This window comes from Mycobacterium shunyiense (genome assembly GCF_058270075.1).
The window spans coordinates 39,341-64,797 of record NZ_JBZDPU010000005.1; the positions used below are offsets into that span (position 1 = coordinate 39,341).

Here is a 25,457-nt window from a genome sequence, read left to right on the forward strand (position 1 = left end):
GGTTTTGGGGGCACCGCCGAGGGGGCGGGGCCTCTTCGGACTTAGCTGGCGGGTCCTCGAAAACCATTGACTTGCAGGAATATCCGGCCTCCGGGGCCGCCTGCATCGATGCTGAGCCGTGATTTCGGCGAAAAACCGGCGGCCGGCGGAGCGCACTACACGCTGGGCTTTTAGCGCCGTAACCAGGGGGTGGGGTTAGCGTTCGTCAGCCAGCGTGGGTACGGTCGTCGTCGCTGGCTGGTTTGCACTCCAGCCGTACAAAACAAGTGATGGCCGAAGAGAAATCGCCAGGAGACGGAGGAAACCGTGGCCCTTCCCCAGTTGACCGACGAACAGCGCGCGGCAGCGTTGGAGAAGGCTGCTGCCGCACGTCGAGCGCGAGCCGAGCTCAAGGATCGACTCAAGCGTGGCGGCACCAACCTCAAGCAGGTGCTCACCGACGCCGAGACCGATGAGGTCTTGGGCAAGATGAAGGTCTCCGCGCTGCTGGAGGCCCTGCCCAAGGTCGGCAAGGTCAAGGCGCAGGAAATCATGACCGAGCTGGAGATCGCCCCGACCCGCCGTCTGCGCGGCCTCGGTGATCGTCAGCGCAAGGCCCTCCTGGAGAAGTTCGACCAGTAGAGACGCCCGCATTGAGCGCTGGTAGAGGGGCCGGGCAACAGGCATCGACGGCTCCGGTCGTCGTGTTGTCCGGTCCCTCCGCCGTCGGGAAGTCCACCGTGGTCCGCTGCCTGCGGGAGCGGCTTCCCGACTTGTATTTCTCCGTCTCGGTCACGACCAGGGCACCGCGCCCCGGCGAGGTCGACGGAGTCGACTACACATTCGTGTCCAAAGAGCGGTTTCAGCAGCTGATCGATGACGGTGAGCTGCTGGAATGGGCTGAAATCCACGGTGGTTTGCAGCGCTCGGGGACGCCGGCGCAGCCGGTGCGAGAGGCCACCCGGGCCGGGCGCCCGGTGCTGATCGAGGTCGATCTGGCCGGGGCGCGCGCCGTCAAGAAGGCCATGCCCGAGGCGGTATCGGTGTTCCTCGCACCGCCGAGCTGGGACGAACTGGTCAACCGTTTGTCCGGTCGCGGCACCGAGACGCCCGAGGTGATGGCCAGGCGATTGGAGACGGCGCGGGCCGAAATGGCCGCGAAATCCGACTTTGACCAGGTTGTGGTGAACCGCCAGTTGGATACCGCATGCGCTGAATTGGTATCCTTGCTGGTGGACAGCCGATGACTCATCGTGCCGGGACCGACGCGATCGGATCCGCGAGCCACCAGCACGCTGTTCAGTAACCGCATTCACGCAACCGCCAGGAGACTTTTTCGTGAGCACCCCGCACGCCGATGCGCAGCTGGCCGCTGCGGACGACATCGATTCGTCCGCCGCCAGCGCCTACGACACGCCGCTGGGCATCACCAACCCGCCCATCGACGAGTTGCTGGACCGCGCGTCGAGCAAGTACGCGTTGGTGATCTACGCCGCCAAGCGGGCGCGTCAGATCAACGATTACTACAACCAGCTCGGCGACGGCATTCTTGAGTACGTCGGCCCTCTGGTCGAGCCCGGTCTGCAGGAGAAGCCGCTGTCGATCGCGATGCGGGAGATCCACGAGGACCTGCTCGAGCACACCGAGGGCGGCGAGTAGCCAGGCCAGGGCCGGAGACGTGAGCGCGGGTAAGCGAATCGTCGTCGGTGTGGCCGGCGGCATTGCCGCCTACAAGGCGTGCACCCTGGTCCGCCAACTCACCGAGGCGGGCCATTCGGTACGCGTGCTGCCCACCGAGTCGGCTCTGCGCTTCGTCGGCGCCGCCACCTTTGAGGCCCTGTCGGGCAATCCCGTGCACACCGGTGTGTTCACCGACGTGCACGAGGTTCCGCACGTCCGGATCGGCCAGGAGGCCGATCTGGTGGTCGTCGCACCCGCTACCGCCGACCTGCTGGCGCGTGCCGTGGCAGGCCGCGCCGACGACCTGTTGACCGCCACGCTGCTCACGGCGCGATGTCCGGTGCTGTTCGCGCCCGCGATGCACACCGAGATGTGGTTTCACCCGGCCACCGTCGACAACGTGGCCACATTGCGCCGTCGGGGCGCTGTGGTGCTCGAACCGGCGTCCGGCCGGCTCACAGGGGCCGACAGCGGTGCGGGACGGCTCCCCGAGGCCGAAGAGATCGCCACGTTCGCCCAGTTGCTGCTGGAGCGGGGCGACGCCCTGCCCTATGACCTGGCCGGCGTCAAGGCGCTGGTGACGGCCGGCGGCACCCGTGAACCCATCGATCCGGTGCGGTTCATCGGCAACCGCAGCTCGGGCAAGCAGGGATACGCCGTGGCCCGGGTCCTGGCCCAGCGCGGCGCCGACGTGACGCTCGTCGCGGGTAACACCGCCGGTCTGGTCGACCCGGCCGGCGTCGACGTCGTACACATCGGTTCTGCCGCCCAGTTGCGAGACGCGGTGTCCAAGTACGCCCCCGAGGCCAACGTTCTGGTGATGGCCGCAGCGGTCGCCGACTTCCGGCCCGCGCAGGTGGCCACCAGCAAGATCAAGAAGGGCAGCGCCTCCGAGCCCAATTCCATCGACCTCGTCCGCAACGACGACGTGCTCGCCGGAGCAGTGCGCGCCCGGACCGAGGGACAGCTGCCGAACATGCGGGCCATCGTCGGCTTCGCCGCCGAGACCGGCGATGCCAATGGCGACGTGCTGTTCCACGCCAGGGCCAAGCTCCAGCGCAAGGGATGCGATCTGCTGGTGGTGAACGCAGTGGGGGAGAACCGTGCGTTCGAGGTGGACAACAACGACGGTTGGTTGCTGAGCGCGGACGGCGCCGAGGTTGCACTCGAGCACGGTTCGAAGACGCTGATGGCCACCCGTATCGTGGACGCGATCGGGGCGTTCCTGGGCAAGCACGACGGGTGACGGCACGTACTCAATGTGCGGATAAGGGTTGCGCATCGGCGTCCCACGCGCTTGGGTGCAACAGGGCATAGATATTATTCGCCTAACTAAGTAGTTTTGAGACTGAAAACTTTTTCAGATCGGCAAGGAAGGAAGCGGACCGTGAGCGAAGGTCGCCTGTTTACCAGTGAGTCGGTAACCGAAGGGCACCCCGACAAGATCTGTGATGCGATCAGCGACTCGGTGCTCGACGCGCTGCTGGAGCAGGACCCCAAGTCGCGGGTCGCGGTGGAAACGCTGGTGACCACCGGCCAGGTGCACGTCGCCGGCGAGGTCACCACCTCCGCCTACGCCGACATCCCGAAGATCGTGCGTGACCGCATCCTGGAGATCGGTTACGACTCGTCCACCAAGGGCTTCGACGGCGCCTCGTGCGGTGTGAACATCGCCATCGGCGCGCAGTCGCCTGACATCGCCCAGGGCGTGGACACCGCCCACGAGGCGCGTGTCGAAGGAGCCGGCGATCCGCTGGATTCCCAGGGCGCCGGTGACCAGGGCCTGATGTTCGGGTACGCCATCGGCGACACCCCCGAACTGATGCCGCTGCCTATCGCACTGGCCCACCGGCTGTCGCGGAGGCTGACCGAGGTACGCAAGAACGGCGTGCTCGATTACCTGCGCCCGGACGGCAAGACGCAGGTCACCATCCAGTACGACGGCAAGACCCCGGTGCGGCTGGACACCGTGGTGCTCTCGACGCAGCACGCCGACGGCATCGACCTCGATGGCACCCTGACCCCGGACATCCGGGAGAAGGTCGTCAACACCGTGCTGGCCGATCTCAACCACGAGACGCTGGACACCTCCGATTTCCGCCTGCTGGTCAACCCGACCGGCAAGTTCGTGCTGGGCGGGCCGATGGGTGACGCCGGTCTGACCGGCCGCAAGATCATCGTCGACACCTACGGCGGCTGGGCCCGTCACGGTGGCGGCGCCTTCTCCGGCAAGGATCCGTCAAAGGTGGACCGTTCGGCCGCGTACGCGATGCGCTGGGTGGCCAAGAACGTCGTCGCCGCCGGCCTGGCGGAGCGCGTCGAGGTCCAGGTGGCCTACGCGATCGGCAAGGCGGCCCCGGTCGGCCTGTTCGTCGAGACGTTCGGCACCGAGACCGTCGACCCGGCCCGCATCGAGAAGGCCATCAGCAGCGTGTTCGATCTGCGCCCCGGCGCGATCATCCGTGACCTGGACCTGCTGCGGCCGATCTACGCCCAGACGGCGGCCTACGGCCACTTCGGGCGCACCGACATCGAACTGCCCTGGGAGCAGCTCAACAAGGTCGAGGACCTGAAGGCCTCGGTCTAGCAATTCCTGCCAACAGCCCCCGATCGCTGATCGGGGGCTGTTGTGTTTCCCGGCACCGTCACCGCGAGATCAACGCCATGGTCGTGATTCTTCGGGCGGAGCGACCATGGCGTTGATCTGGGCGGGGTTGATCAGGTGCGGTAGCGCTCTACGACGCGGCCGGCGAGTGTGCGTGCGCGCACCAGTCCGCCATCGGTGCCGAACAGCTCGCGACGGGTGTTGCCCGCACACAGGTAGGCATCGACCCGGAAGGCGTCTTCGGCGGGATCGGGTGAACCCGCTACGGAGAATTCGTTTTCCAGCAGATCCAGCCACTCCTGCTTGAGATTTCGCACCGCGTCGGCCACGGGGCCGGTGCGATGCCCGAACTCGACCGATGTCGCCGATACGAAGCAGCCGCCCGGGAACACCTCGGCGCGCAGGTACGCCAACCAGGAATCGAGAAGGGCATCGAGCCGCGCGGCTCCGGGCGGACAGCTCAGCGCCGGACGGATTACGACGTCGATGTAGACCTGGCGCGCTTCAGCTACTGCGGCCAGCTGGATCGCCTCCCGGTTGTCGAAGACCGTGAGGATTCCGCTTTTGCTCACCCCGGTCGAGGTGGACAGGCCACCCACGGTGATCCCGTCCAGGCCGTGTGTGGTGGCGATGTCTGCAGCGGTACGCGCGACCAGGCGACGGGTGGCATCGCCACGCGCTCTCCGCCCGTCAGCTGCAGGCAAAACGGTCATCAGTTCACAGTAGCCACACTCTGGACGTGGGGTGGCCGAGTCGCGTACGGTCGACAATGGCCAATATGCGACCGATCGGTCGTATTGATCGGAGGGGTAATGACCACCAGCTTCAAGGCGCTACTGGAACGCCAGATCGCCATCGAGACAACACCTTCCGTGGTCTGGGAGATCATCCGCGACGTCCGACGCATGTCACAGTGGAGCCCGCAGGTGATATCGGTGAAGCTGCGCGAACCCGACGATGACATCCGGCTGGGTTCCACGTTCACCAACCTCAACCACCAGGGTGAGCTTGAGTGGATCACGCACGGCGAGGTGGTGCGGTACGAGCCGGAGAAAGAGATCGCCTTCCGCATCGCCGAGAACTATGCGATCTGGTCGTTCTCGATCAGCGCTGACGATGCCGGTGCCACGGTGCTGACGCAACGGCGCGAGACCCCCGACGGAATATCGCAACTTTCGCTCGATCTGACCGAGTCGCACCTCGGCGGACAGCAGGCCTTCACCGAACAACTGGAAGTCGGAATGGAGCAGACCCTCGCCGCCATCAAGGCATGCGCCGAGGCCTGACGAGCTAGGAGGTGAACGCGTAGTCGTCGAGGTCGAAAGTCCTGCTGCGCCAGTAGGCTTCGACTGTGGTGGCGGGCCTGAGCGGCACGTCACCGTTGCGGTCGAAGTAGTAGCTGTTGGCCAGGTTGCAGCTGTCCTGCCAGAAGATCTGGCGGTGACGCTTGCGCATCATCTCCGCGAAATACCGGTCGTTGGCCTCCCGGCGGACCTCGACGCGGCGGGCCGCACGACGGTCCGCCTGCGCGATACACCGCACCAGATGCCGGGTTTGGGCCTCGATCAATGCGAAGTACGACGACCCGACGTAGCCGTACGGGCCCATCACCGAGAAGAAGTTGGCGAAGCCGGGGACGCTGACTCCTTCGTAGGCCTGCATCCGGTGCTGCATCCAGAACTCGCTGAGTGACTGTCCGCCCGACCCCACGATCTCGAAGGGCAACGCATCCACATCCATCACCTTGAAGCCGGTGGCGAGGATGAGCACGTCGACGTCGTGGCTCTCCCCGTCAGTCGTCGCGACACCGGATCCGGTGATCTTGTCGATCGGCTCGGTGACCAACCGGACATTGTCCCGGTTGAAGGTGGCCAGATAGCTGTTGTGGAAGCCTGGTCGTTTACATCCCACCGCATACCGCGGTGTGAGTTTGTCGCGTACCTCGGGATCACGCACCTGTTGGCGCAGATAGGCCCGCCCGGCCGCGCCGGCCCGCTTGGCGAAGGGGTTGATGGTGAAGTACTGCGCGGCCAGCGGGAAGGTGAATTCCACGTACGCCTGGCTGATCAGCCGGTGCAGCGTCCGGCCGCCGGGCAGCCGCATCAGCCCGCGCGCGACCGGTGGGATCGGCACGTCGAACTTGGGGAAGCACCAGATAGGCGTCCGTTGAAAGACGGTGAGCTGCTTGACCGTCGGGGCGATCTCGGGAATCACCTGGACCGCAGAGGCGCCGGTGCCGATGATCGCCACCCGTTTGCCGGTGAGATCCTGGTTGTGGTCCCAGCGGGCGGTGTGCACGGTGGTCCCGGCGAAGGAGTCCACGCCGTCGATCTCCGGCAGCTTCGGGATGGTCAGCACGCCGCTGGCGTTGACCAGGAATCGCGCCGTGAGTATCTCGCCCGACTCTAGTTCAGCCCGCCACAGGTTCTCGTCGTCGTCGAAGACTGCACGTGCGACGGTGGCGTTGAACCGAATCCGGGGCCGCAGGCCGTATTTGTCGACGCAGGTGTCGGCGTAGGCGCGCAACTCGTTCCCGGGGGCGTAGGTGCGGGACCAATCCTGCGACTGTTCGAACGAAAACTGGTAGGAGAACGACGGGATATCCACGGCCACACCGGGATAGGTGTTCCAGAACCAGGTCCCGCCGGCGCCGTCCCCGGCCTCCAGGATCTGGTAGTCGTGCAGGCCGGCCTTGTCCAGCGCGATGGCCGAGCCGATGCCGGAGAATCCGGCGCCGATGATGAGCGTGTGAAAGTCGGGCATCAAGCCACCTCTCGGCTGCGTCCGATCATGTGGACGCCGTATTTGGGTCGCAATGTCAACGTAGCCTCCATCTCCACCGAGTGGCCAGGATCGAGATCGAAAACGAACCTCTGGCTCATGATCGCGGCGATCAACACCATCTCCATCAGGGCGAAACTCTGGCCGATGCAGATCCGGCGCCCGCCGCCGAACGGCAGGTAGGCCGAGCGCGGCCGGCTCTTGGCGGCGTCACCGAGAAATCGATTGGGGTCAAAGGTGTCCGGATCGGGCCACCATCGTTTGTCGTGGTGGATCTGATGAATCGGGATGATGACCGTCGTGCCCGGACGAATATGGTGGCCGTCGATTTCATCGGGCTCGACCGCCTCGCGCGCGATGATCCATACCGCGGAGTGACAACGCTGCGACTCCTGTAGACACGCAGTGGTCCACGGCATCCGGGTCAGATCGCCTGCCGTCGGACGGCCCGCTCCCAGCACGGAATCCACCTCGGCCAGCATCCGGTCCCGGGCGTCGGGGTGGCGTGCCATCAGGTACCAGAACCACGACATCGCGTTGGCCGTTGTCTCGTGCCCCGCGAGCATGAATGTCAGCGCTTCGTCGCGGACCCGCTGCCGCGGCCAGGTTCCATTGTCCGCGCGGAACAACACGTTGAGCAGGTCGGCCGATTCGGTGGGGTGGGACAGACGTTCGTCGAGCACGGCGTTCACCGCGGTATCCAGGGCCAGGGCGATGCGCTGGCCTTCGCGCAGCGGAGGCGGCAGCGGGATCCCGGAATACGTGCTCGCCGCCATGGCGTCGTACACCGGGCGAGGGAGCAGGCCCAGCAGGCCCAGCCGGGCCAGCTTCTCGGTGCGCCTGAGCCCTCGTGTGGTGAGGTCTCGCATGCTGTGCACGATCGGTCCGAAATCCTGACTGAACAGGGCGTTGGAGACGACCCGCAGAGTGGTTTCCACCATGGCGGCATGCATGTCGAACCGGACACCGTCACCGCCCTCGGCGAGCTCGTCGGTGGCTCGCGCGATCGGGGCGATCATCAGGTCGACGATGTCGTTGAGATGACGACGCGCGAACGTCGGGTTCAGGGCCGCCCGGTGGTAGGCCCAGGAGTCGCCCTCGTCGGTCAGCAGGTTTATCCCCGCCGCGGCACGGATCGGCTCGTACTCGTTCGATTTGACGTAGCGAAGGCGTGCTTGATGCAGCACGTGGTCGATGTAGTCAGGATGTGCGATCGATACGAAACGTCTTCCTGCGCAGCGGTATCGGGTGATGTCCCGGCCCTGTGTCCGGGTCAGAAAGCCGCTGTCGGTGCTGAATCCGACCGTGATCGCCTCGCGGGTCATGGTCCACGTGCTCAGTCGTGCCGCCGGTGCCGCCATGAATCCAGCGTATGAATGACATGGGGAGCGGGGAATGGGACTATCGGACACAGAGTTGGGATTTTGGGACAGCGGGTGGGGAGCCAATGGTCAGGTCGGGATCGATCTCGCGGTCGACGTGGTCGGCCGATGTCTGCCATCCGATCCACGCCACCCGCGTGCTGTGCGAGGTGGCGGTCGAGCGCGGGGTCCCGGCGGCGCACGTCCTGGCCGGCACCGGCATCACGCCGGCAGACCTCGATGATCCCGACTGTGTGATCAGCGCACATGACGAGATCCTGGCGGTCCGTCACCTGCAGGCTAGGCTGCCCGACGCGCCCGGATTGGGGGTCGATGTTGGTGGCAGGTCGGCGCTGACACACATGGGCCTGTTCGGGTTCGCGGTCATGTCGTGTGCCACGTTGCGCGAATTGTTCAGCATTGGGATGCGTTACTTCGCCCTGACCACGCTGCAGATCGATCTTCAATTGTTCGAGGGCGTCGACGAATGCGTAATGGAACTCAACGTGGGGCACCTACCCGGCGACGTCCAGCGCTTCTTCATCGAACGTGATGTAGCCGGAATTGTTGCCACGACAGCAAGTTTCGCCGCTCCGGTGGTGGCCCAGTACGCCGACCGCATATTCGCCGAGGTGTCTATCGACGAGCACGTACTGCAGCCGTTACTTGCCCTGATGCCGCTCCCGGACGTGGCGTTCGGCCGTGCCCACTCCCGACTGCACTTCCCTCGCGCCATGCTGGACGAGCCCCTGCCGCAAGCCGATCCGTACACCCTCGATCTGTGCATCGCCCAGTGCGATGTGCTGATGCAGCGCTACGAGCAGCGCCGTGGGATCACTGCAGTGGTGCGCAGCAAGCTATTTCGCGACCCCGGCCGCATTCCGGCACTGCCAGAGATCGCCGCGGAACTCGGTGTCCATCCGCGAACCCTGCGACGTCGCCTGGCCGACGAGGGAACCACGTTCCGGGCACTGGTCAACGAGGCCCGGTCGGCGCTCGCCGTCGATCTGCTGTGCAGCGTCGGGCTGACGGTCGAGGAGGTTTCGCGACGTCTCGGCTACAGCGAGACCTCGACGTTCTGCCATGCGTTCAAACGCTGGCACGGCATGCCGCCCAGTGCGTTTCACGCCGTGGCACACATGTGAATCGGGCGCAGGGCGCCCGTGGCCCCCTGCGCGGCACGGTCATGTTGCCGCGGATTACTTGATGTCAGTAACGAGTAGGGGATTGGTCTCGGCCATCTTCTCGAGTACCTGAAGCGTGCCCGCGACGCCGTTGTCAAGCGCTTGTGCGGCGGTGACCGTGTCGTCGGTAACTCCGACAAGCTGTACGAAGCGCAGGCGGCCCCCGCCGGTGTCGACCGGCGGGAGTTGAGGGTCTTCGACGAACATGATTGCGGTCAGGTCGGTTTGGGGATCACCGAGCGTGATCGGGCCACCGACCTTGATGCGGTGACCGATGTCCAGCGCATCTGTCCCGCTGAAAACCAGGTCACCCAGCCGTTGGAGGAGACGCAGCGACCAGGTGGGGACTTGTGCTGGCAGCGGTTGGGTGAGGTCGATGTCGGCGGCCACCCGGAAGGTCCACTCATAGTCTGCCCAGGTGTCATCCTCGTCGGACGATGGATCGGACGCGAACACGTTGGAGAACCCGTAGGTGACCAGATGCCAGTGTGGCTGTGGGGCAGCCGTATTCGGGTACGCGGTGATTCCCCAAATTCCCTGGCCGGGCAAGCGTGCATCGGTGCGGCCGAAGTGAGGTGCGACATTGCCCAGTCCTGGGTACAGCCGCGCGAAGGCGGCATCGATTGCGTCCCATCCGGGGGCCGAATCGTCATCGTCGTCATCATCGTAGTCATCACGCCGGTCGAAGCGCTCACCAAGCGGCTTGGCAGGCAGCACGCCGAAGATGATCGGGAACACGGATCCGATGTAGGGCAACAGGAATAGTAGGGACATCCATCCTGACAAGTCGGCGTCATGGAGTCGACGGACCATGAGTGCCCAGCTTGGAACCGCGCAGACTAGTACGAATACCGCCACGGGTACAAGGGACAAGCGCCCGAGCGTGCTGGGATCACCGGCTACGGCGACGATGGCCAAGCAGAAAACGGTGGCTACTGCGACTGCCAGCTGGACCCACCAATACTCGCTGCGTGACGCGCGGCCGGAGAAGCGGGCGTAGCTGCGGAAGAAGCGCGAGATTGCCTGTCCGAATGATGCTCCATACAGCGGCAGCGTGAGGTCGCGCGGATCGGTCGCGCCGAGTGGCTCGGATGGGTACTCCGTGCCGGACGAGGTTTCCTCGTTGCGGGTCATTGGTTCCTCTGCTCGATATTTGGTTGTGCGCGGAACCGTCCGGTTCCGCCGTCCCGTCAACTGACGGCTGAGATCACCGCGGACGCTAGCACCGTTGCGCCAAGCAATGCATGCAATGTTCTGCCATGTCCGGGTACAACCCGACACGGCGTCACACTTATCCGATTGAACGGCCCGTGGCCGCATTCCGTTTCACACTGGACGGGGTCCGGCGGCGAAAAGGGGTGCGATCACGATGGGATCCGATGACGTTCCGGAGCTCAACCGCAGGAGAACGCTGCTGGGGCTGGCTGCGGTCGGTGGTGTGGTGGCCGTGGGGGTGGGCGGGCTCGCCGAAGCAGCGGGCTGGCTACGGCCCGACGCGCTGACACCGGCAGATTTCGCCGACCGCTTCGAGCAGGTCTCCGGCCTTCACAAGGGATTCCGCCGCAACCACGCCAAGGGTCTGGCCGCGACGGGAACGTTCACCAGCACGGGCGCGGGCGCCCAGGTGAGCAGGGCGGCGGTGTTCAAACCCGGCACGGTGCCCGTCGTCGGACGGTTCTCGCTGTCCGGGGGGCTGCCCGATCAACCCGACAAACCCGACACGGTAAGGGGACTGGGTCTGATGTTCCGGTTGCCCGACGGCGAGCAGTGGCGCGTCGCGATGGTGAATCTTCCGGTGTTCCCCGACAGCACCCCGCGGGGCTTCTATGACCGGATGCTGGCCTCGCGTCCCGTTCCAGAGACCGGCAAGGCGGATCCGCAGGCGATGGCGGCGTTCCTGGCCGACCACCCGGAGACCGCCGCGGCGATGAAGATCATCAAGCAGGCTCCGCCGAGTGCAGGGTTCGCCGACAGTACGTACCGCGGCCTCAACGCGTTCCGAGCCACCGATGCCCAGGGCGAGACGACGGCGATCCGGTGGGCAGCCGTGCCGATAACAGGGGAGCCGCCCGCCGGGCAGCCCCACGGCGACGACAGGAACGTCCTCTTCGACGCACTCATCGACACCGTTGCCCGTGGCCCGGTCAGCTGGAAGCTCATCCTCACCCTGGCCGACCCCACCGACCCCACCCATGACGCCACCCTGCCGTGGCCGCAGAACCGCGCCACCGTCGATGCGGGCACCATCACCATCGACGCCGTGCAGACCGAGGCCCCCGGCAACGCCCGCGACATCAACTTCGACCCGCTCGTGCTGCCCGACGGACTGGCCGTCTCCGACGATCCACTGCCGAGCGCACGGTCGGCGGTCTATGCCCGCTCGTTCAACCGACGGGCCCGAGAACCCAAGTCGCCCAGCGCAGTCGTCGTCCCCGGGGGTGCGCGATGACCACCGAAACGAAGCCGCCGATCACGAAGTTCAACCTGGCGGCCCGGCTGCTGCACTGGTCGATGGCGGTCATGGTGATCGCACAGTTCTTCATCGGCGTCACCATGATCGCGGCGCTCAGCTACTACCCGTTGTTGCTCGCGATCCACCGGCCGCTGGGCATCGCCATCCTGGTGTTCGCGATCGTTCGGTTGGTCAACCGGCTCACCCGCCGGTTGCCGCCGTTCCTGGCGACGATGGGCCCGTTGGAACGCCGTATCGCCAGTTACTCCGAATACCTGCTGTACGCATTGCTTTTGGCGCAACCGTTGATCGGGTGGGCGATGCTGTCGGCCGCCCAGTCGCCGGTCGTGTTGGTCGGGGCGCTGCACCTTCCGGCGATCGCCCCGCACAACATCACCCTGTACGCGGCCTTGCGTACCGCCCACACCGTGGCCGCCTACCTGCTGTTCGCGACCTTCACTGCACATATCTGCGCCGTCTTGTTCCACACCCTGGCGCTACGCGACGGGATACTCCGTCGAATGTCGTTGTGGCCCAGCAGAAACGGTCAGTCGTGAAGGGCTGCTCGTAGCGCGACCATCGCCCGGTCGAACGATTCGGTTGCTGCCGGGACCACACCGACGTAGCCGAGGTAGCCATGCACCAGAGTCTCGGCGTGGTCCAACTGCACGGGAACGCCGGCAGCAGACAACATCTCGGAGTAACGGATGCCGTCGTCACGCAACGGGTCGTGCCCGGCCACCGCGACATAGGCGGGTGCGAGTCCGGAAAGGTCCGCCGCACGGGCCGGCACCAACGTGGCCGGCGGGTCTGACAGATCCACATGCCCGGCGTACCAGCGGGAGAATCCTGTGACGGCATCGAGCCCCAGGATCGGTGCCTCGGCGTTCTCGGTGAACGACGGCAGGCTGGTGTCCCAGGTGGTGGCCGGGTACCAGAGCAGCTGGAAGCGCAGCCCTGGAACACCGGCGTCACGAATCAGCTGCGCCACGACGGCGCTGAGATTGCCACCCGCCGAATCGCCGGCCACGGCCATCCGGTCGGCGTCGACGCCCAGTTCAGCGGCGTTGGCGGCCACCCACTGCGTCGCCGCCCACACGTCGTCCACGGCGGCGGGGTAGGGGTGCTCGGGGGCCAGCCGGTACTCCACCGACACCACGACGGCGTCGGCGGAGACGGCATGCTGGCGGGCGGTGCCGTCGTAACTGTCCAGGTCCCCCAGTGCCCAGCCGCCGCCATGGATGAACACCACGACCGGCAGCGTCGTGCCGTCGGCGGTCGGCGGTCGGTACACCCGAACCGGGATCGGGCCGGCCGGCCCGGGGATCTCACGGTCCTCGGTCTTCACATCGGGATGGACCGGCAACCGCGGAATCTCACTGAACTGGCGGCGGGCCTCCTCGACACCGATGTCGGTCGACAGTTGGAACGGCACTGCCTCCAGTACCTTCTGCAGGATGGCATCGACAGCTGGTTTCTCGTCAGCAACGGACATTCCGCAACCGTACGCACACCGCGTCACGGTGTGGCTGTGGGTGGTGGCCGCGGTCGTCGCGGCGGGCTACGGGGTGTTCCTGATCGTCACGGCGACGCGGTTGCCGACGGGAGCCGACCTGACGGGGCAATTCACCCTCCAACCTGCGGTGAAGGCGCTCACAGCGGTCCTGCTGGCTGCGGCCGCGTGCGCCCATCCGATCGTTCGGGAACGGCGCTGGCTCATCGGTGCGCTGCTGTTCTCCGCACTCGGCGACTTCCTGCTCGCCATCCCGTGGTGGGAGCCGTCCTTTGTCTTGGGGCTCGCGGCATTCCTGGTTGCGCACCTGTGCTTTCTGGGCGTGCTGGTGCCGCTGGCGCGGCGTTCCACCCCGCGGCTGATCGCGGTGGCCGTCACCATCCTCGCCTGCGTGGCGCTGCTGACCTGGTTCTGGCCCCGGCTCGTCGAACAGGGGATGGCCGTCCCGGTCGTCGCCTACATCGCGGTGCTCGGAGCCATGGTGTCCACCGCGTTGCTGGCCCAGCTGCCCACTCCGTGGACCGCTCTCGGCGGCGTGTGCTTCGCGGCGTCGGACGCCATGATCGGCATCAGCCAGTTCGTGCGCGGCGATCAACTGCTCGCCGTCCCGATCTGGTTCGGCTACGCGGCGTCACTGGTGCTGATCACGGCAGGACTGTTCTTCGGGCGCCCGACACAACCTCCTGCTAAACCTGCACAGTGACGATCACCCGCCGCGCCGCCGAACACGAGCCCATTGCGCGGGTGCTTCCTCTGCTCACGGTTCCGCACCTGGACCGGGAGTTCGACTATCTGGTGTCGGAGGAGCAATCCGACGACGCCCAGCCCGGTGTGCGGGTCCGGGTGCGGTTCAACGGCAGGCTGGTCGACGCTTACCTCCTGGAACGACGCTCCGACACCGACCACACCGGAAAGCTCGGCTGGCTCGATCGGGTGGTCTCGCCGGAGCCGGTGCTCACCCCCGAGGTCCGGCGGCTCGTCGATGCCGTCGCCGCCCGCTACGCCGGCACCCGTGCGGATGTGCTGCGCCTGGCGGTGCCTCCGCGTCACGCCAGGGTCGAGAAGCAGACCGCGGAGGAACCGGAACCCGTCACGGCCGTCCCGGTGGACACCAGCGCCTGGGCCCGCTACGGCCGCGGGGAACAGTTCCTGACTGCGGTCGGTGAGGGTCGCGCGGCGCGCGCGGCATGGCAGGCACTGCCCGGCGAGAACTGGGCACTGAGGCTGGCCGAGGCGGCCGCGGTGGCGGTGAACGCGGGGCTGGGGGTGGTCGCTGTCGTACCCGATCAGCGCGATGTGGACGCGCTGTATGCCGCAGCGACCCAACAGATACCGGCGTCACGGGTGGTGGCATTGTCGGCCGGATTGGGCCCCTCGGCCCGGTACCGCCGCTGGCTGGCGGCGCTTCGAGGACAGGCTCAGGTGGTGATCGGCACCCGCAGTGCGGTGTTCGCCCCCGTGGCCAACCTCGGCCTGGTCCTGGTGTGGGACGACGGCGACGACAACCTCGCCGAGCCGCGCGCGCCCTATCCGCACGCCCGCGAGGTCGCCATGCTGCGCGCCCACCAGCTGCGCTGTGCCGCGATCATCGGTGGCTACGCGCGCAGCGCCGAGGCACAGGCGCTGGTGCGGACCCGCTGGGCCCACGATGTGGTGGCGGCGCGGCCGGTGGTGCGGGCCGCCGCACCGCGAGTCGTCGCCTTGGAAGACAGCGGCTATGCCCAGGAACGCGATCCCGCCGCCCACAGCGCGCGGCTGCCGTCCATGGCACTGCAGGCGGCCCGCTCGGCGTTGCAGGCGCAGCACCCGGTGCTCATCCAGGTTCCGCGGCGCGGTTACGTGCCCGCGTTGGCCTGTGCGCGATGCCGCGCGGTGACACGCTGCCGGCACTGCACGGGCCCGCTGGCCCTGCCGGACCGGGGGAGCGCGGCTGCCGAATGTCGCTGGTGCGGCCGGGCCGAGCCAGCATTGCGTTGTGTGCGTTGCGGTTCGGATGCGGTGCGGGCGGTCGTGGTCGGGGCCCGGCGGACGGCCGAAGAGCTGGGCCGGGCCTTTCCCGGCACGTCGGTGATCACCTCCGGCGGCGACGCCGTGGTCGATGCGGTGAAGGCCGGCCCGGCCCTGGTGGTCAGCACCCCCGGCGCGGAGCCCGTGGCCGACGGCGGCTACGGCGCCGCCCTGTTGCTCGACGCGTGGGCGCTGCTGGGCCGGCAGGATCTGCGGGCCGCCGAGGACACGATGCGCCGGTGGATGGCGGCGGCGGCCCTGGTGCGGCCGCGCACCGAAGGCGGTGTGGTGGCCGTGGTCGCTGAGTCGGCGATCGCCGCCGTGCAGGCGCTGATCCGGTGGGATCCGGTCGGACATGCCGACACCGAACTCGATGCCCGCGGTGAGGTGGGATTGCCGCCGGCGGTGCACATGGCGGCCATCGACGGGACGACGACCGCGGTCGAGGCGCTGCTCGACACTGCCCAACTGCCCGACACCGCGGAAGTCCTCGGGCCGGTGGAACTGCCGCCCGGCGCCCGCCGCCCGCCGGGACTGGCGTCCGATGCCGAGGTGAGCCGGATGCTGGTCCGGGTGCCGCGTGATGGTGGTCTGGAGTTGGCGGCCGCGCTGCGGCGAGCCACCGCGGTGCTCAGCGCGCGCAAAGATCAGCAACCATGTCGTATCCAAATCGACCCGCTCCACATCGGATAGGGCGGATACTTCACCCGTTATCGGTGAGTGCCGAATCAGGAGGCTGCGATGCGCCGGGTGTGGTCGTGGTTGTTCACGTTGGGGCTCATCGCCTTTGGTCTGCTGTGGCCGCTCGTGTTCACGGGTGGGTCCGCGTCGGGCCCCGGCCCCGTCGACCCGGTGGTGATCACCGATTACCGCGCGAATTTCACCGTAGACGCCGACGGTCGGATGACCGCGGTGGAGACCATCACCGGGGATTTTCCCGGCGGGCGGCACGGCATCTTCCGGTACTGGGATATGGCCAACCAGAACAACTCCCGGCTGCGGCAGATACCCGAGATCACCTCGATCACGATGGACGGCTCATCGGTTCCGTATGAACTGTTGTGGGAAACCGGTAAACGGTTCCGGGTGGCCAAGATCGGCGACCCGGGCTCGACGCTGAACTGGGGCAGCCACGTTTTCGAGATCCGGTACACGATCGACGGTGTCCTCGACCCGGGACGCAACGGCGCTCACCGTCAGTTCGCCTCGAACACCGGCAACCCCGACGCGCGGTCGGCGTTCTACTGGAACGTCGTCGCGCCCGCCTGGAACAACACGATCGAGCGGGCCGACATCTCGGTCACCCTGCCGGCGGAGGTGACCGGCGCCGGTTGCAGCGTCGGATTCGGCGTCGGCAGTGCGTGCACGGAGCTGCGCACCGACGGCAACACCGTGCGGTTGTCCGCGACCAATCTGGAGCCCCACACGCCGGTGACGCTGCGCGCCGGAGTCGACATCGCCGCTCCGGCGCAGGTGAGCCTGCCGTGGCCATACACGTGGGACCGCATCCTCGGTCGGTCGGTGACCGCACTGGCGTGGGTCGCGCTGGTGGCCGTCGGGATGGGCCTGCTCGCCTACTTCTGGACGCGCATCACTGTCGAACCGCCACCGGGATTCCCGGTGCAGTACGCGCCACCCGAAGGGCTCGGCCCGGTGCAGACCGAGTACATCCGCACCGAGACCATTCCGAAGAACGGGCTCAGCGCGACGCTGTTCCACCTCGCCGAGCGCGGGCTTGTCGAGCTGCGGCAGGTCAGTGACAAGCATTGGAAGATCAAGGGCCTGGCCAAGCCGGCCGAGTGGTCCGGAGTGGATCCGGTCGCCATCGACGTGGGCGCAGCACTCAAGGTGATGTCGGTGGGCGCCGAGTTCTCCGCCAAGAACACCGCGGCTTCGGGGAAGAAGCTCAGCAAGGCCAAGGCCGACATGGCCGTTGCCGTGCGGAAGTGGGCACTCGACGGCGGATTCATGGTCAGGCGTCGTAAGGAATTGTGGATCCGCGTCGCCAATGTGGTGGCGTTCTTCGCGGCGCTGGCCGGTTTCTTCCTCTGGTTCGGCATCACATTGTGGGGGTTGCCCTTCGCAGTGTTCTTCCTGTGCTCGCTGCGCGGCTGGTCCGGGGGCGTGGGTACCCGGCGGACTCCGGCCGGTCGGGAACTATGGTCGCGCGCAGAAGGTTTTCATCGCCTGCTGTCCACAGATTCGGCTGAGTCCAGGTTCGATTTCGCCGCGCGCAAGGACCTGTACCTGGCCTACATCCCGTTCGCGGTGGCGGGCGGCGCCGCCGCACTGTGGGCGAAGAAGTATCAGGACACCATGGGGGCTCCTGCACCCCAACCAAATTGGTACGACTCGTCGTCATCGTCATCGGACAGCAGCCACGGTTTTGCCGGCGGATCCGGCGGCGCGGATTTCGACAGTTTCGAGTCGGCACTGTCATCATCGATCGGGGCGTACACCGCCTCGCAGTCATCGTCGTCGTCTTCGTCGAGCGGCGGATCATCGTCGTCCGGTGGAGGCGGGGGCGGTGGTGGTGGAGGGGGAGGGGGCGGCTCATGGTGAGACTGCTGTTGGTCGTGGTGCTGGCGCTCGCGGTGGCGGTGTTGGTGGGCTTCGTCGTGGGCTATAACAAGCTGCGCGCGGCGGACGTGCGCGTCGCCGAGGCGCTCGGCGGCATCGATGTGGAGCTGACCCGCCGGGCGGCGCTGATTCCGGCGCTGGTTCAGGCCGTCGCGACGTTCGCCTCGCATGAGACGGTGGTTCTCGGCCGGGTCAGTGGTGCGCAGGCCGCGCTGGCCTCGGCGACCGGCAGCGCCTCGGTGGTTCAGCGCAGCGCTGCCGAGCGTGATCTGGACAGCGCGCTGACCGGCGTGCTGGCACTGGGATCGTCCTACCCGCAACTCAATTCGTCGGCCAACTTCCTGAACCTGCAGGAGAACCTGGCCGACACGGAGGACAAGCTGGCGTTCGCCCGGCAGTATTACAACGACGCGGTGGCCACCCTCAACCGGCTCGTCGGAACGATCCCGTGGGTGTACCTGGCGCCGCTGGCCGGAGTCTCCGAGCGGGAGTACTATCGGCCGCCGCATTAGGGAAGCAGCACTCCGAATCCCTAAACTGGTCGGGTGCGTCTTGTCTTTGCCGGAACCCCAGAGCCCGCCCTCCCGTCGTTGCAGCGGCTGATCGACTCGCCCCGCCACGATGTGGTCGCGGTCCTGACCCGGCCCGACGCCGCCGCCGGGCGCCGCGGGAAACCCGCTCCGTCACCGGTCGCGAAGCTGGCGCTCGAGCACGACATACCGGTCCTGCGACCGGCTAAGCCCAACTCCGACGAGTTTGTCGCCGAGCTGTCCGAGCTGGCGCCGGACTGCTGTGCGGTGGTCGCCTACGGTGCGCTGCTGAGCGAGCGCCTGCTCGCGGTGCCACAGCACGGCTGGATCAATCTGCACTTCTCGTTGCTGCCGGCCTGGCGCGGGGCCGCTCCGGTGCAGGCCTCCCTGGCGGCGGGTGAAGAGGTGACCGGAGCGACGACGTTCCTGATCGAGCCGGCCCTCGATTCCGGTCCGGTCTACGGGGTGGTGACCGAGCGGGTCCGCGACACCGACACGGCGGGCGAACTGCTTGGGCGACTTGCTGATTCGGGTGCCGCGTTGCTGGAGTCGACCCTGGACGGTATCGCCGAGGGAGCGCTGACCGCGGTGCCGCAGCCTGCCGACGGAGTCAGCCTGGCACCCAAGATCACCGTGGAGTCGGCCCGGGTGCGCTGGGATCTGCCGGCCCACGTCATCGACCGCCGGATCCGCGCCGTCACCCCGAATCCCGGTGCGTGGACGATGATCGGGGACCTGCGGGTCAAGGTCGGGCCGGTCACGGTGGAGCCGTCGGAAGATTCGTTGGACCCCGGCGAGATCCGCGTCGAACGCAACGCGGTGCTGGTCGGTACCAGTTCCCAACCCGTCCGGCTCGGGCAGATCCAGCCGCCCGGAAAGAAACTCATGAACGCGACCGACTGGGCCCGCGGGGCGCGGCTCGACGAATCGGTGCGCGCCTCATGAGCAACAGGCCGAACCGTCCCAACCGTCCGCCGCAACGCAACCGCCAACACCGGCGCACCCCGCTGGATCCCGCCCGCCGGGCCGCCTTCGATGTGCTGCGCGCGGTGTCGGAGCGTGATTCCTACGCCAACCTGGCCTTGCCCGCGCTGCTGCGGGAGCGGGGGATCGAGGGCCGCGACGCGGCCTTCGCCACCGAGCTGACGTACGGCGCGTGTCGCACCCGGGGACTACTCGACGCAGTCATCGAGGCGGCCGCCGGGCGTCCACCCGAGCGGATCGATCCGGTGCTGCTCGATCTGTTGCGTCTGGGCACCTATCAGCTGCTGCGCACCAGGGTCGAGCCGCACGCCGCGGTGTCGACCACCGTCGAACAGGCTGGCATCGAATTCGACACGGCCCGAGCTGGTTTCGTCAACGGTGTGCTCCGGACCATCTCGCGTAGTACGGAGCAGGAATGGATGGAGCAGCTGGCTCCGCCGGCAGCCACCGACCCGGTCGGACACGCCGCATTCCTGCACGCCCACCCGCGGTGGATCGCCCAGGCCTTCACCGACGCGCTGGGCGCCAGGGCGGGAGAGCTCGACGCCCTGCTGACCAGTGACGACGAGCGTCCCCTGGTGCACCTGGCGGCACGGCCGACCGCACTGACCGCGGCCGAACTGGCGGAACAAGCTGATGGCACCGTCGGCCGCTACTCGCCGTATGCCGTCTATCTACCGGGCGGTGATCCCGGACAGTTGACGGCCGTGCGCGATGGTGCGGCTCAGGTGCAGGACGAAGGCAGCCAGCTGGTGGCCCGCGCCCTGACCCTGGCCGAGCTCGACGGCCCGGACAACGGCCGCTGGCTGGACCTGTGCGCCGGCCCCGGCGGCAAGACCGCTTTGCTGGCTGCGATCGGTGCGGCTTCGGGGGCCAGGGTCACCGCGGTCGAGCCCGCGCCGCGTCGCGCCGACCTGGTCGAGGAGAACACCCGCGGGCTCGACGTCGACGTGCGCCGCGTGGACGGGCGGGAATCGGATCTCGAACCAGGATTCGATCGCGTCCTCGTCGACGCCCCCTGCACCGGGCTGGGTGCGCTGCGCCGACGGCCCGAGGCGCGGTGGCGACGCCAGCCCGGCGACGTTCCCGGACTGGCGAAACTGCAGCGTGAACTGCTGGCGGCGGCCATCGCCCTGACCCGCCCCGGCGGCGTTGTCCTCTACGCGACCTGTTCGCCGCACCTCGCCGAAACCGTCGGGGTGGTGGCCGACGCCGTCCGCCGCCATCCGGTGACCCAACTGGACACCCGGGAGTTGTTTGCCCCGGCCGACGACCTCGGTGACGGACCGCACGTCCAGCTGTGGCCGCATCGGCATGGGACCGATGCGATGTTCAGTGCAGCCCTGAAGGTTGGATGAGCGCTTGCGCGAAGACCATCAAGATAGGCTGACCGCCATGGCAGAACCCCTGATCGCCCCGTCCATCCTGTCCGCTGACTTCGCGCGGCTGGCCGATGAGGTCGCTGCGGTGGCCGGGGCGGACTGGTTGCATGTCGATGTCATGGACAACCACTTCGTGCCCAACCTGACGCTGGGCATGCCCGTCGTGGAGTCGTTGCTCAAGGTGACCGACATCCCGATGGACTGCCACCTGATGATCGATCGGCCGGAGCGCTGGGCGCCGCCGTACGCCGAGGCGGGTGCCTACAACGTCACCTTTCACGCCGAGGCGACCGACAATCCGATCGGCGTGGCCCGCGATATCCGCGCCGCCGGCGCCAAGGCCGGCCTTTCGGTGAAACCCGGCACCCCGCTGGAGCCGTACCTGGAGATCCTCAAGGAATTCGACACCCTCCTGGTGATGTCGGTGGAGCCCGGGTTCGGTGGGCAGAAGTTCATCCCGGAGGTGCTCACCAAGGTGAGCACGGTGCGCCGCCTCGTCGACTCCGGCGAGCTGACCATCGTCGTGGAGATCGACGGCGGCATCAACGCCGACACCATCGAGCAGGCGGCCGAGGCCGGTGTGGACTGCTTTGTCGCCGGCTCCGCGGTGTACAGCGCGGCCGATCCGGCCGCCGCGGTGAGTTCCCTGCGCCAGCAGGCAGCGAGCGCCTCGAGACATCTGACGCTATGACGCTCGAGTCCGTGATGCGGCTGGCCATCGAGCAAGCCGAACAGGTCAAGGGCTCGACCTATCCCAATCCGCCCGTCGGCGCGGTGATCCTGGACCGTGACGGGCAGATCGCCGGGGTCGGGGGAACGCAACCGGTCGGCGGCCCGCACGCCGAGGTGGTGGCACTGCAGGCGGCCGGTGACCGGGCCAAGGGCGGCACCGCAGTCGTCACCCTGGAGCCGTGCAACCACCATGGCCGAACCCCACCGTGTGTAGATGCGCTTCTGGCATCAGGGGTTTCGAATGTCACATACGCGGTGTCCGACCCCAATCCCGCCGCGGCGGGCGGGGCGCAACGCCTCGCCGATGCCGGCGTCACCGTCAGCGCCGGGCTCCTGGCCGACGAGGTCGAGAAGGGGCCGTTGCGTGAGTGGCTGCACAAGCAGCGCACTGGATCACCCCATGTCACATGGAAATTCGCCACCAGCGTGGACGGTCGTAGCGCCGCTGCCGACGGTTCCAGCCAGTGGATCACCAGTGAGGCCGCCCGCGCGGACGTTCATCGCAAGCGGGCGGCGGCGGATGCCATCGTGGTCGGTACCGGGACGGTGTTCGTCGACGATCCGACGCTGACTGCACGTCGGGCCGACGGCACGCTCACCGATCACCAACCGCTGCGGGTGGTGGTGGGGATGCGGGAGGTGTCGTTGGACGCCAAGGTGCTCAACGACGATTCGCATACGATGCTGATCCGGACGCATGATCCGCACGAAGTGATGCGGTCGCTCGGCGACCGGACCGACGTCTTTCTGGAAGGCGGGCCGACCCTGGCCGGGGCCTTCCTGCGGGCCGGGGTGGTCAACCGGATCGTGGCTTACGTCGCACCGATTCTGCTGGGCGGGCCGATCACCGCGGTCGACGACATCGGGGTGCTGAGCATGGTGCACGCGCAGCGCTGGCGGTTCGATGGCATCACTGCCATCGGTCCGGATGTTCGCCTGAGCCTCGTGCCCAACTGACAGAAGGCGCGCAGCCATTAGCCAGCCTAGGTTAGGGTGACCTAAGTTACGGTCCTGAAATGACGAGCATTGTCGGTCATGATCGGTACACTCGTACCAAAGCGCGTTCGCTGCCGAATGTGCACCGGGTGTACACGAGCAAAGGACGCACATATGACTGCCCTGCAGGATTGGCTCCCCAGCACATCATGGGCCCCCCGCACGCTCCGCGCGCTGGTGAGTGTCCCGCTACGCCTCGTGCTGCCCAGCCGGCCGGAGGAGGCCGACCGGGCACCACGTTTGCTGCGTCCCGGGGTGGAGCGCTGCTGAAACCGATCAGCTGGATCGGTGGCGCCCTGGCGGCTGGTCGGTGCGCTGATCCTCTTGGTCGGCGGTCTGGACCGGCAGGGCCTCCGTCGGCAGGAACAGCTGCCCGGTTGACGTGTCATCGTCCGCACCGGTGTCGCCACTCTCGGGAGGTCCCGCCAACTCGTCGACGTGGACGTTGCGCGCGGCGATCAGCAGGCCGAGCACCGCACCCACCACACAGACGATCGCGGTGATACCGAAGATGTCGCCGTACATCGACACATACGCCTCGCGATAGCGGACGGCCTGTGAAGCCAGCCGCTCCTGCAGCGACATCTGGCTGGTGTTCGCCGCAGCCGCCAGGCTGGCCAGGTGCTGATTGAAGCGGAACAGACCCCAGGCGGACAGTGCCGCCATGCCGATCAGCATGCCGATCATCCGGGCCACCACGACGAATGCCGAGGCGATGCCGTGCTGCGCGGCGGGTACCACCCGTAGCGTGGCCGACGTCAGCGGGGCGATCACCAACCCGAGGCCCAGACCCACGATCGCCAGATCGGTGTCGAGCACGGGCAACTGGAACAGGACAAGGTCGTGGGTCCTGTCGAGCACGTCGATCGACCAGTGGGTGATCAGCCAGAAGCCGCCGGCCGCGATCATCAGGCCGACGAAGCTGACGATGCGATCCCCGACCCGGGTGGCGATCCAGCCACCGATCAGCGCGCCGATCGGCAGGGCGATCAGGAATCGCAGCAGCAGGAAGGCGGCGTCGTACTTGTCCTTGCCGAGCACGCCCTGGCCGAACAGTTCGACGTTGACCAGCGTGACCATCAGGGCGGCACCGGTGCACAAGGAGGCGGCAAGCGCGGCCAGGAACGGCCGGAACTTCACCCCGGCGGGTTCGATCAGCCGCGTGCGGGCCAACTTCTCCCAGACGAAGAACGCGACAGCCGCCACCAACGCGCCGATCAGCAGCGGTGGGCCCCACTCGGGCAGCACGTGCTTGCCGTCCGGCTCCGGGTTGTACAGACCCACGACAGCCAGGCCCAAGGCAATGGCCAGCAGGAGGCCGCCGACGACATCAACCTTTTCGCGGTGGTCGCTGGGCTCCTTGCCCGGCAGGCTGAAGTGGATCATCGCCATCGCGATGATGGCCAGCGGCACGTTGATCCAGAACACGGCCTGCCAGTGATGGAACAGCGCGACGGCGCCGATGCCGTACAGCGGGCCCAAGACGCTGCCGAACTCCTGTGCGGCACCGACGCCGCCCAGCACGGCAGCGCGACTGCGCGCCGCCCACAGATCAGCGGCCAGCGCCAGCGTCACCGGCAACAACGCACCGCTCGCGGTGCCCTGCACCACGCGGCCGATGACCAGGGTGGTCAGGTCGCCGGACAGTGCGGTGATCACCGAACCGACCGCGAAACCGGCCAGACCGACCTGGATCAGCATCTTGCGGCCGAACCGGTCCGAGGCCCGGCCCAGCAGCGGCATGGCAGCGATATAGCCCAGCAGATAGCCGGTGATGATCGGCGTGACCTGCTGGATCTTGTTTATCGCGATCCCGACGTCGGACATGATGTCGGTCATGATCGTGACCACGACATAGGTGTCGAGGGCGCCGAGCAGCACGGCGAGGCTGCCCGCGCTGATCGCGATGTGGCGGCTGCGGCCGGCGCTCACCGCCTGCGCGGCCCGCATCAGGACGCGGGCTTGGCGACGGTGACCTGCTTACCCCAGTCAGTCAGGGTCATGGTGACGCTGTTTCCGGGGGTGGGCTCAAGCTTGGCCTGCAGAAGGGTGTGGTCCCCGTCCTCGGTGATCCAGGCGGTTCCCGGGACCGGGCCGGTGGCCTTGAGCTGGGGGGCGATCTTGTTGACCGCATCGGCGCTCACGTTGCCGGTCACCCGGACGCCCTCGGTGCCGTTGATCGACTCGCGGCCGTCGGCCTTGGCGTCGCTGAAGTTCGCCAGCACGTTGGCCAATCCGGTGTCGGGGTTCAAGATGGCCGAGATGTCGTAGATCTTTTCGGCCGGCCCGTAATTGGACAGTGGGTCACCGGGGGTCAGCGCGGCATACAGGTCGCCACCGGAGACGACGAACTTTGCGTCAGCCAGTTTCTGACCCATGAAGATGAGATCGGCGGTGCCCTCGGCGGCCACCTCGGGGGCATTGGTCAGGTCACCGTCGAGCTTCTCGACGGGAAGACCCTCGATGGTGCCTTGCACGGTGAGGAGGAGATGGACGCTCTGCTGAGCCTTGGTCGAGGCCGCCGACTCCTGAAGGAGTTGGCCGGCGTCGGGCAGCGGGGCGCTCGACTTCTCCGAGGACGATGACGAACAACCCGCGACCAGCGCGGTCGCGGCGAAGAGGATTGCGAGTAAGGACTGGACTGCGAAGCGTGGGCGCGTCTGCATTACTGCATCGTAGAGGCTTCCGACG

At 67.3% G+C, this 25,457-nt stretch carries 25 protein-coding genes; 18 read left to right on the plus strand and 7 right to left on the minus strand.

The window, feature by feature from the left end; translation table 11 throughout:
• Nucleotides 1-306: 306 nt before the first annotated feature.
• The 5 genes from mihF to metK all read left to right on the plus strand — a co-directional run bounded on the left by mihF (nucleotide 307) and on the right by metK (nucleotide 4,246).
• Nucleotides 307-621, plus strand: coding sequence for an integration host factor, actinobacterial type (gene mihF / locus AC4ELH_RS02700; protein WP_003880790.1), 315 nt, complete (start codon nucleotides 307-309; stop codon nucleotides 619-621).
• An 11-nt stretch (nucleotides 622-632) separates the two neighbouring features.
• The gene (gene gmk, locus AC4ELH_RS02705) at nucleotides 633-1,226 is read left to right on the plus strand and encodes a guanylate kinase (protein WP_064879723.1); all 594 of its coding nucleotides are present in this window, start codon (nucleotides 633-635) and stop codon (nucleotides 1,224-1,226) included.
• A 91-nt stretch (nucleotides 1,227-1,317) separates the two neighbouring features.
• On the plus strand, nucleotides 1,318-1,638 hold the full coding sequence (gene rpoZ / locus AC4ELH_RS02710; RefSeq protein WP_044518192.1) for a DNA-directed RNA polymerase subunit omega: 321 nt from the start codon (nucleotides 1,318-1,320) through the stop codon (nucleotides 1,636-1,638).
• A 19-nt stretch (nucleotides 1,639-1,657) separates the two neighbouring features.
• Complete coding sequence (gene coaBC, locus AC4ELH_RS02715) at nucleotides 1,658-2,905, plus strand: bifunctional phosphopantothenoylcysteine decarboxylase/phosphopantothenate--cysteine ligase CoaBC (protein WP_498883186.1); 1,248 nt, start codon at nucleotides 1,658-1,660, stop codon at nucleotides 2,903-2,905.
• A gap of 141 nt (nucleotides 2,906-3,046) precedes the next feature.
• A complete protein-coding gene (metK, locus tag AC4ELH_RS02720; RefSeq protein ID WP_064879727.1) occupies nucleotides 3,047-4,246 on the plus strand; it encodes a methionine adenosyltransferase in 1,200 nt (399 codons plus the stop codon).
• 131 nt (nucleotides 4,247-4,377) lie between these two features.
• Here the strand turns inward: metK and AC4ELH_RS02725 are convergent, their stop codons facing one another.
• Nucleotides 4,378-4,977, minus strand: coding sequence for a TetR/AcrR family transcriptional regulator (locus tag AC4ELH_RS02725; RefSeq protein ID WP_498883187.1), 600 nt, complete (start codon nucleotides 4,975-4,977; stop codon nucleotides 4,378-4,380).
• Nucleotides 4,978-5,076: 99 nt separating this feature from the next.
• On the opposite strand from AC4ELH_RS02725, the gene AC4ELH_RS02730 reads away from it, so the two are divergent.
• Nucleotides 5,077-5,550 (plus strand): SRPBCC family protein, encoded by a 474-nt coding sequence (locus tag AC4ELH_RS02730; RefSeq protein WP_498883188.1) that lies wholly within the window; start codon nucleotides 5,077-5,079, stop codon nucleotides 5,548-5,550.
• Between the two features lie 4 nt (nucleotides 5,551-5,554).
• Here AC4ELH_RS02730 and AC4ELH_RS02735 read toward each other — a convergent pair whose 3' ends face one another.
• Together AC4ELH_RS02735 and AC4ELH_RS02740 are read right to left on the minus strand one after the other, a co-directional pair.
• Nucleotides 5,555-7,027, minus strand: a complete 1,473-nt coding sequence (locus tag AC4ELH_RS02735; RefSeq protein ID WP_498883189.1) for a flavin-containing monooxygenase — start codon at nucleotides 7,025-7,027, stop codon at nucleotides 5,555-5,557.
• Nucleotides 7,027-8,406 carry a cytochrome P450 gene (locus AC4ELH_RS02740; protein ID WP_491839037.1) on the minus strand — a complete coding sequence of 460 codons (1,380 nt, stop codon included), beginning with the start codon at nucleotides 8,404-8,406 and terminating at the stop codon, nucleotides 7,027-7,029. The genes AC4ELH_RS02735 and AC4ELH_RS02740 overlap by 1 nt, the downstream gene beginning before the upstream one ends.
• A gap of 86 nt (nucleotides 8,407-8,492) precedes the next feature.
• Between AC4ELH_RS02740 and AC4ELH_RS02745 the strand changes: the two genes are divergently transcribed.
• Complete coding sequence (locus tag AC4ELH_RS02745) at nucleotides 8,493-9,551, plus strand: AraC family transcriptional regulator (RefSeq protein ID WP_498883190.1); 1,059 nt, start codon at nucleotides 8,493-8,495, stop codon at nucleotides 9,549-9,551.
• A 54-nt stretch (nucleotides 9,552-9,605) separates the two neighbouring features.
• Here AC4ELH_RS02745 and AC4ELH_RS02750 read toward each other — a convergent pair whose 3' ends face one another.
• The gene (locus AC4ELH_RS02750; RefSeq protein WP_498883191.1) at nucleotides 9,606-10,871 is read right to left on the minus strand and encodes a DUF805 domain-containing protein; all 1,266 of its coding nucleotides are present in this window, start codon (nucleotides 10,869-10,871) and stop codon (nucleotides 9,606-9,608) included.
• Nucleotides 10,872-10,959: 88 nt separating this feature from the next.
• Here AC4ELH_RS02750 and AC4ELH_RS02755 point away from each other — a divergent pair, with 88 nt between their 5' ends.
• Both AC4ELH_RS02755 and AC4ELH_RS02760 read left to right on the plus strand, forming a co-directional pair.
• Nucleotides 10,960-12,039, plus strand: a complete 1,080-nt coding sequence (locus AC4ELH_RS02755) for a catalase family peroxidase (protein WP_498883192.1) — start codon at nucleotides 10,960-10,962, stop codon at nucleotides 12,037-12,039.
• The gene (locus tag AC4ELH_RS02760; RefSeq protein ID WP_064879739.1) at nucleotides 12,036-12,599 is read left to right on the plus strand and encodes a cytochrome b; all 564 of its coding nucleotides are present in this window, start codon (nucleotides 12,036-12,038) and stop codon (nucleotides 12,597-12,599) included. Before AC4ELH_RS02755 ends, AC4ELH_RS02760 begins: the two co-directional genes overlap by 4 nt.
• Here AC4ELH_RS02760 and AC4ELH_RS02765 read toward each other — a convergent pair.
• Nucleotides 12,590-13,537: an alpha/beta hydrolase gene (locus tag AC4ELH_RS02765; protein ID WP_498883193.1), complete on the minus strand. Its 948-nt coding sequence runs from the start codon at nucleotides 13,535-13,537 to the stop codon at nucleotides 12,590-12,592. The two genes, AC4ELH_RS02760 and AC4ELH_RS02765, sit on opposite strands and share 10 nt — an antisense overlap.
• Here AC4ELH_RS02765 and AC4ELH_RS02770 point away from each other — a divergent pair.
• From AC4ELH_RS02770 to AC4ELH_RS02810, 9 genes are all read left to right on the plus strand, one after another.
• Entirely contained in the window at nucleotides 13,500-14,258 is a 759-nt protein-coding gene (locus AC4ELH_RS02770; RefSeq protein WP_498883194.1) for a lysoplasmalogenase, read from the plus strand. The genes AC4ELH_RS02765 and AC4ELH_RS02770 overlap by 38 nt on opposite strands.
• Nucleotides 14,255-16,255, plus strand: coding sequence for a primosomal protein N' (locus AC4ELH_RS02775; protein ID WP_463792319.1), 2,001 nt, complete (start codon nucleotides 14,255-14,257; stop codon nucleotides 16,253-16,255). The genes AC4ELH_RS02770 and AC4ELH_RS02775 overlap by 4 nt, the downstream gene beginning before the upstream one ends.
• A gap of 48 nt (nucleotides 16,256-16,303) precedes the next feature.
• Nucleotides 16,304-18,124, plus strand: coding sequence for a DUF2207 domain-containing protein (locus AC4ELH_RS02780; protein ID WP_498883195.1), 1,821 nt, complete (start codon nucleotides 16,304-16,306; stop codon nucleotides 18,122-18,124).
• Nucleotides 18,118-18,654 carry a LemA family protein gene (locus AC4ELH_RS02785; RefSeq protein ID WP_498883196.1) on the plus strand — a complete coding sequence of 179 codons (537 nt, stop codon included), beginning with the start codon at nucleotides 18,118-18,120 and terminating at the stop codon, nucleotides 18,652-18,654. The genes AC4ELH_RS02780 and AC4ELH_RS02785 overlap by 7 nt, the downstream gene beginning before the upstream one ends.
• 33 nt (nucleotides 18,655-18,687) lie before the next feature.
• Nucleotides 18,688-19,617: a methionyl-tRNA formyltransferase gene (gene fmt, locus AC4ELH_RS02790; RefSeq protein ID WP_064878005.1), complete on the plus strand. Its 930-nt coding sequence runs from the start codon at nucleotides 18,688-18,690 to the stop codon at nucleotides 19,615-19,617.
• Nucleotides 19,614-21,014 (plus strand): RsmB/NOP family class I SAM-dependent RNA methyltransferase, encoded by a 1,401-nt coding sequence (locus AC4ELH_RS02795; protein ID WP_498883197.1) that lies wholly within the window; start codon nucleotides 19,614-19,616, stop codon nucleotides 21,012-21,014. Before fmt ends, AC4ELH_RS02795 begins: the two co-directional genes overlap by 4 nt.
• Before the next feature lie 37 nt (nucleotides 21,015-21,051).
• Entirely contained in the window at nucleotides 21,052-21,729 is a 678-nt protein-coding gene (rpe, locus tag AC4ELH_RS02800) for a ribulose-phosphate 3-epimerase (protein ID WP_064878001.1), read from the plus strand.
• Nucleotides 21,726-22,727 carry a bifunctional diaminohydroxyphosphoribosylaminopyrimidine deaminase/5-amino-6-(5-phosphoribosylamino)uracil reductase RibD gene (gene ribD, locus AC4ELH_RS02805; protein WP_498883198.1) on the plus strand — a complete coding sequence of 334 codons (1,002 nt, stop codon included), beginning with the start codon at nucleotides 21,726-21,728 and terminating at the stop codon, nucleotides 22,725-22,727. The genes rpe and ribD overlap by 4 nt, the downstream gene beginning before the upstream one ends.
• Before the next feature lie 153 nt (nucleotides 22,728-22,880).
• Nucleotides 22,881-23,036, plus strand: coding sequence for a hypothetical protein (locus AC4ELH_RS02810; protein WP_498883199.1), 156 nt, complete (start codon nucleotides 22,881-22,883; stop codon nucleotides 23,034-23,036).
• A 6-nt stretch (nucleotides 23,037-23,042) separates the two neighbouring features.
• On the opposite strand, the gene AC4ELH_RS02815 is transcribed toward AC4ELH_RS02810, so the two are convergent.
• Both AC4ELH_RS02815 and AC4ELH_RS02820 read right to left on the minus strand, forming a co-directional pair.
• Complete coding sequence (locus AC4ELH_RS02815) at nucleotides 23,043-24,716, minus strand: MFS transporter (protein ID WP_498883200.1); 1,674 nt, start codon at nucleotides 24,714-24,716, stop codon at nucleotides 23,043-23,045.
• Complete coding sequence (locus AC4ELH_RS02820) at nucleotides 24,716-25,432, minus strand: LppX_LprAFG lipoprotein (protein WP_064960557.1); 717 nt, start codon at nucleotides 25,430-25,432, stop codon at nucleotides 24,716-24,718. The genes AC4ELH_RS02815 and AC4ELH_RS02820 overlap by 1 nt, the downstream gene beginning before the upstream one ends.
• Nucleotides 25,433-25,457: the final 25 nt, after the last annotated feature.

Coding starts and splice junctions, on each gene's coding strand:
- AC4ELH_RS02725 (WP_498883187.1), bottom strand. CDS start 4,977: ATGACCGTTTTGCCTGCAGCTGACGGGCGGAGAGCGCGTGGCGATGCC.
- AC4ELH_RS02730 (WP_498883188.1), top strand. CDS start 5,077: ATGACCACCAGCTTCAAGGCGCTACTGGAACGCCAGATCGCCATCGAG.
- AC4ELH_RS02735 (WP_498883189.1), bottom strand. CDS start 7,027: ATGCCCGACTTTCACACGCTCATCATCGGCGCCGGATTCTCCGGCATC.
- AC4ELH_RS02740 (WP_491839037.1), bottom strand. CDS start 8,406: ATGGCGGCACCGGCGGCACGACTGAGCACGTGGACCATGACCCGCGAG.
- AC4ELH_RS02745 (WP_498883190.1), top strand. CDS start 8,493: ATGGTCAGGTCGGGATCGATCTCGCGGTCGACGTGGTCGGCCGATGTC.
- AC4ELH_RS02755 (WP_498883192.1), top strand. CDS start 10,960: ATGGGATCCGATGACGTTCCGGAGCTCAACCGCAGGAGAACGCTGCTG.
- AC4ELH_RS02760 (WP_064879739.1), top strand. CDS start 12,036: ATGACCACCGAAACGAAGCCGCCGATCACGAAGTTCAACCTGGCGGCC.
- AC4ELH_RS02770 (WP_498883194.1), top strand. CDS start 13,500: ATGGCATCGACAGCTGGTTTCTCGTCAGCAACGGACATTCCGCAACCG.
- AC4ELH_RS02765 (WP_498883193.1), bottom strand. CDS start 13,537: ATGTCCGTTGCTGACGAGAAACCAGCTGTCGATGCCATCCTGCAGAAG.
- AC4ELH_RS02780 (WP_498883195.1), top strand. CDS start 16,304: ATGCGCCGGGTGTGGTCGTGGTTGTTCACGTTGGGGCTCATCGCCTTT.
- AC4ELH_RS02785 (WP_498883196.1), top strand. CDS start 18,118: ATGGTGAGACTGCTGTTGGTCGTGGTGCTGGCGCTCGCGGTGGCGGTG.
- AC4ELH_RS02795 (WP_498883197.1), top strand. CDS start 19,614: ATGAGCAACAGGCCGAACCGTCCCAACCGTCCGCCGCAACGCAACCGC.
- rpe (WP_064878001.1), top strand. CDS start 21,052: ATGGCAGAACCCCTGATCGCCCCGTCCATCCTGTCCGCTGACTTCGCG.
- ribD (WP_498883198.1), top strand. CDS start 21,726: ATGACGCTCGAGTCCGTGATGCGGCTGGCCATCGAGCAAGCCGAACAG.
- AC4ELH_RS02810 (WP_498883199.1), top strand. CDS start 22,881: ATGACTGCCCTGCAGGATTGGCTCCCCAGCACATCATGGGCCCCCCGC.
- AC4ELH_RS02815 (WP_498883200.1), bottom strand. CDS start 24,716: ATGCGGGCCGCGCAGGCGGTGAGCGCCGGCCGCAGCCGCCACATCGCG.
- AC4ELH_RS02820 (WP_064960557.1), bottom strand. CDS start 25,432: ATGCAGACGCGCCCACGCTTCGCAGTCCAGTCCTTACTCGCAATCCTC.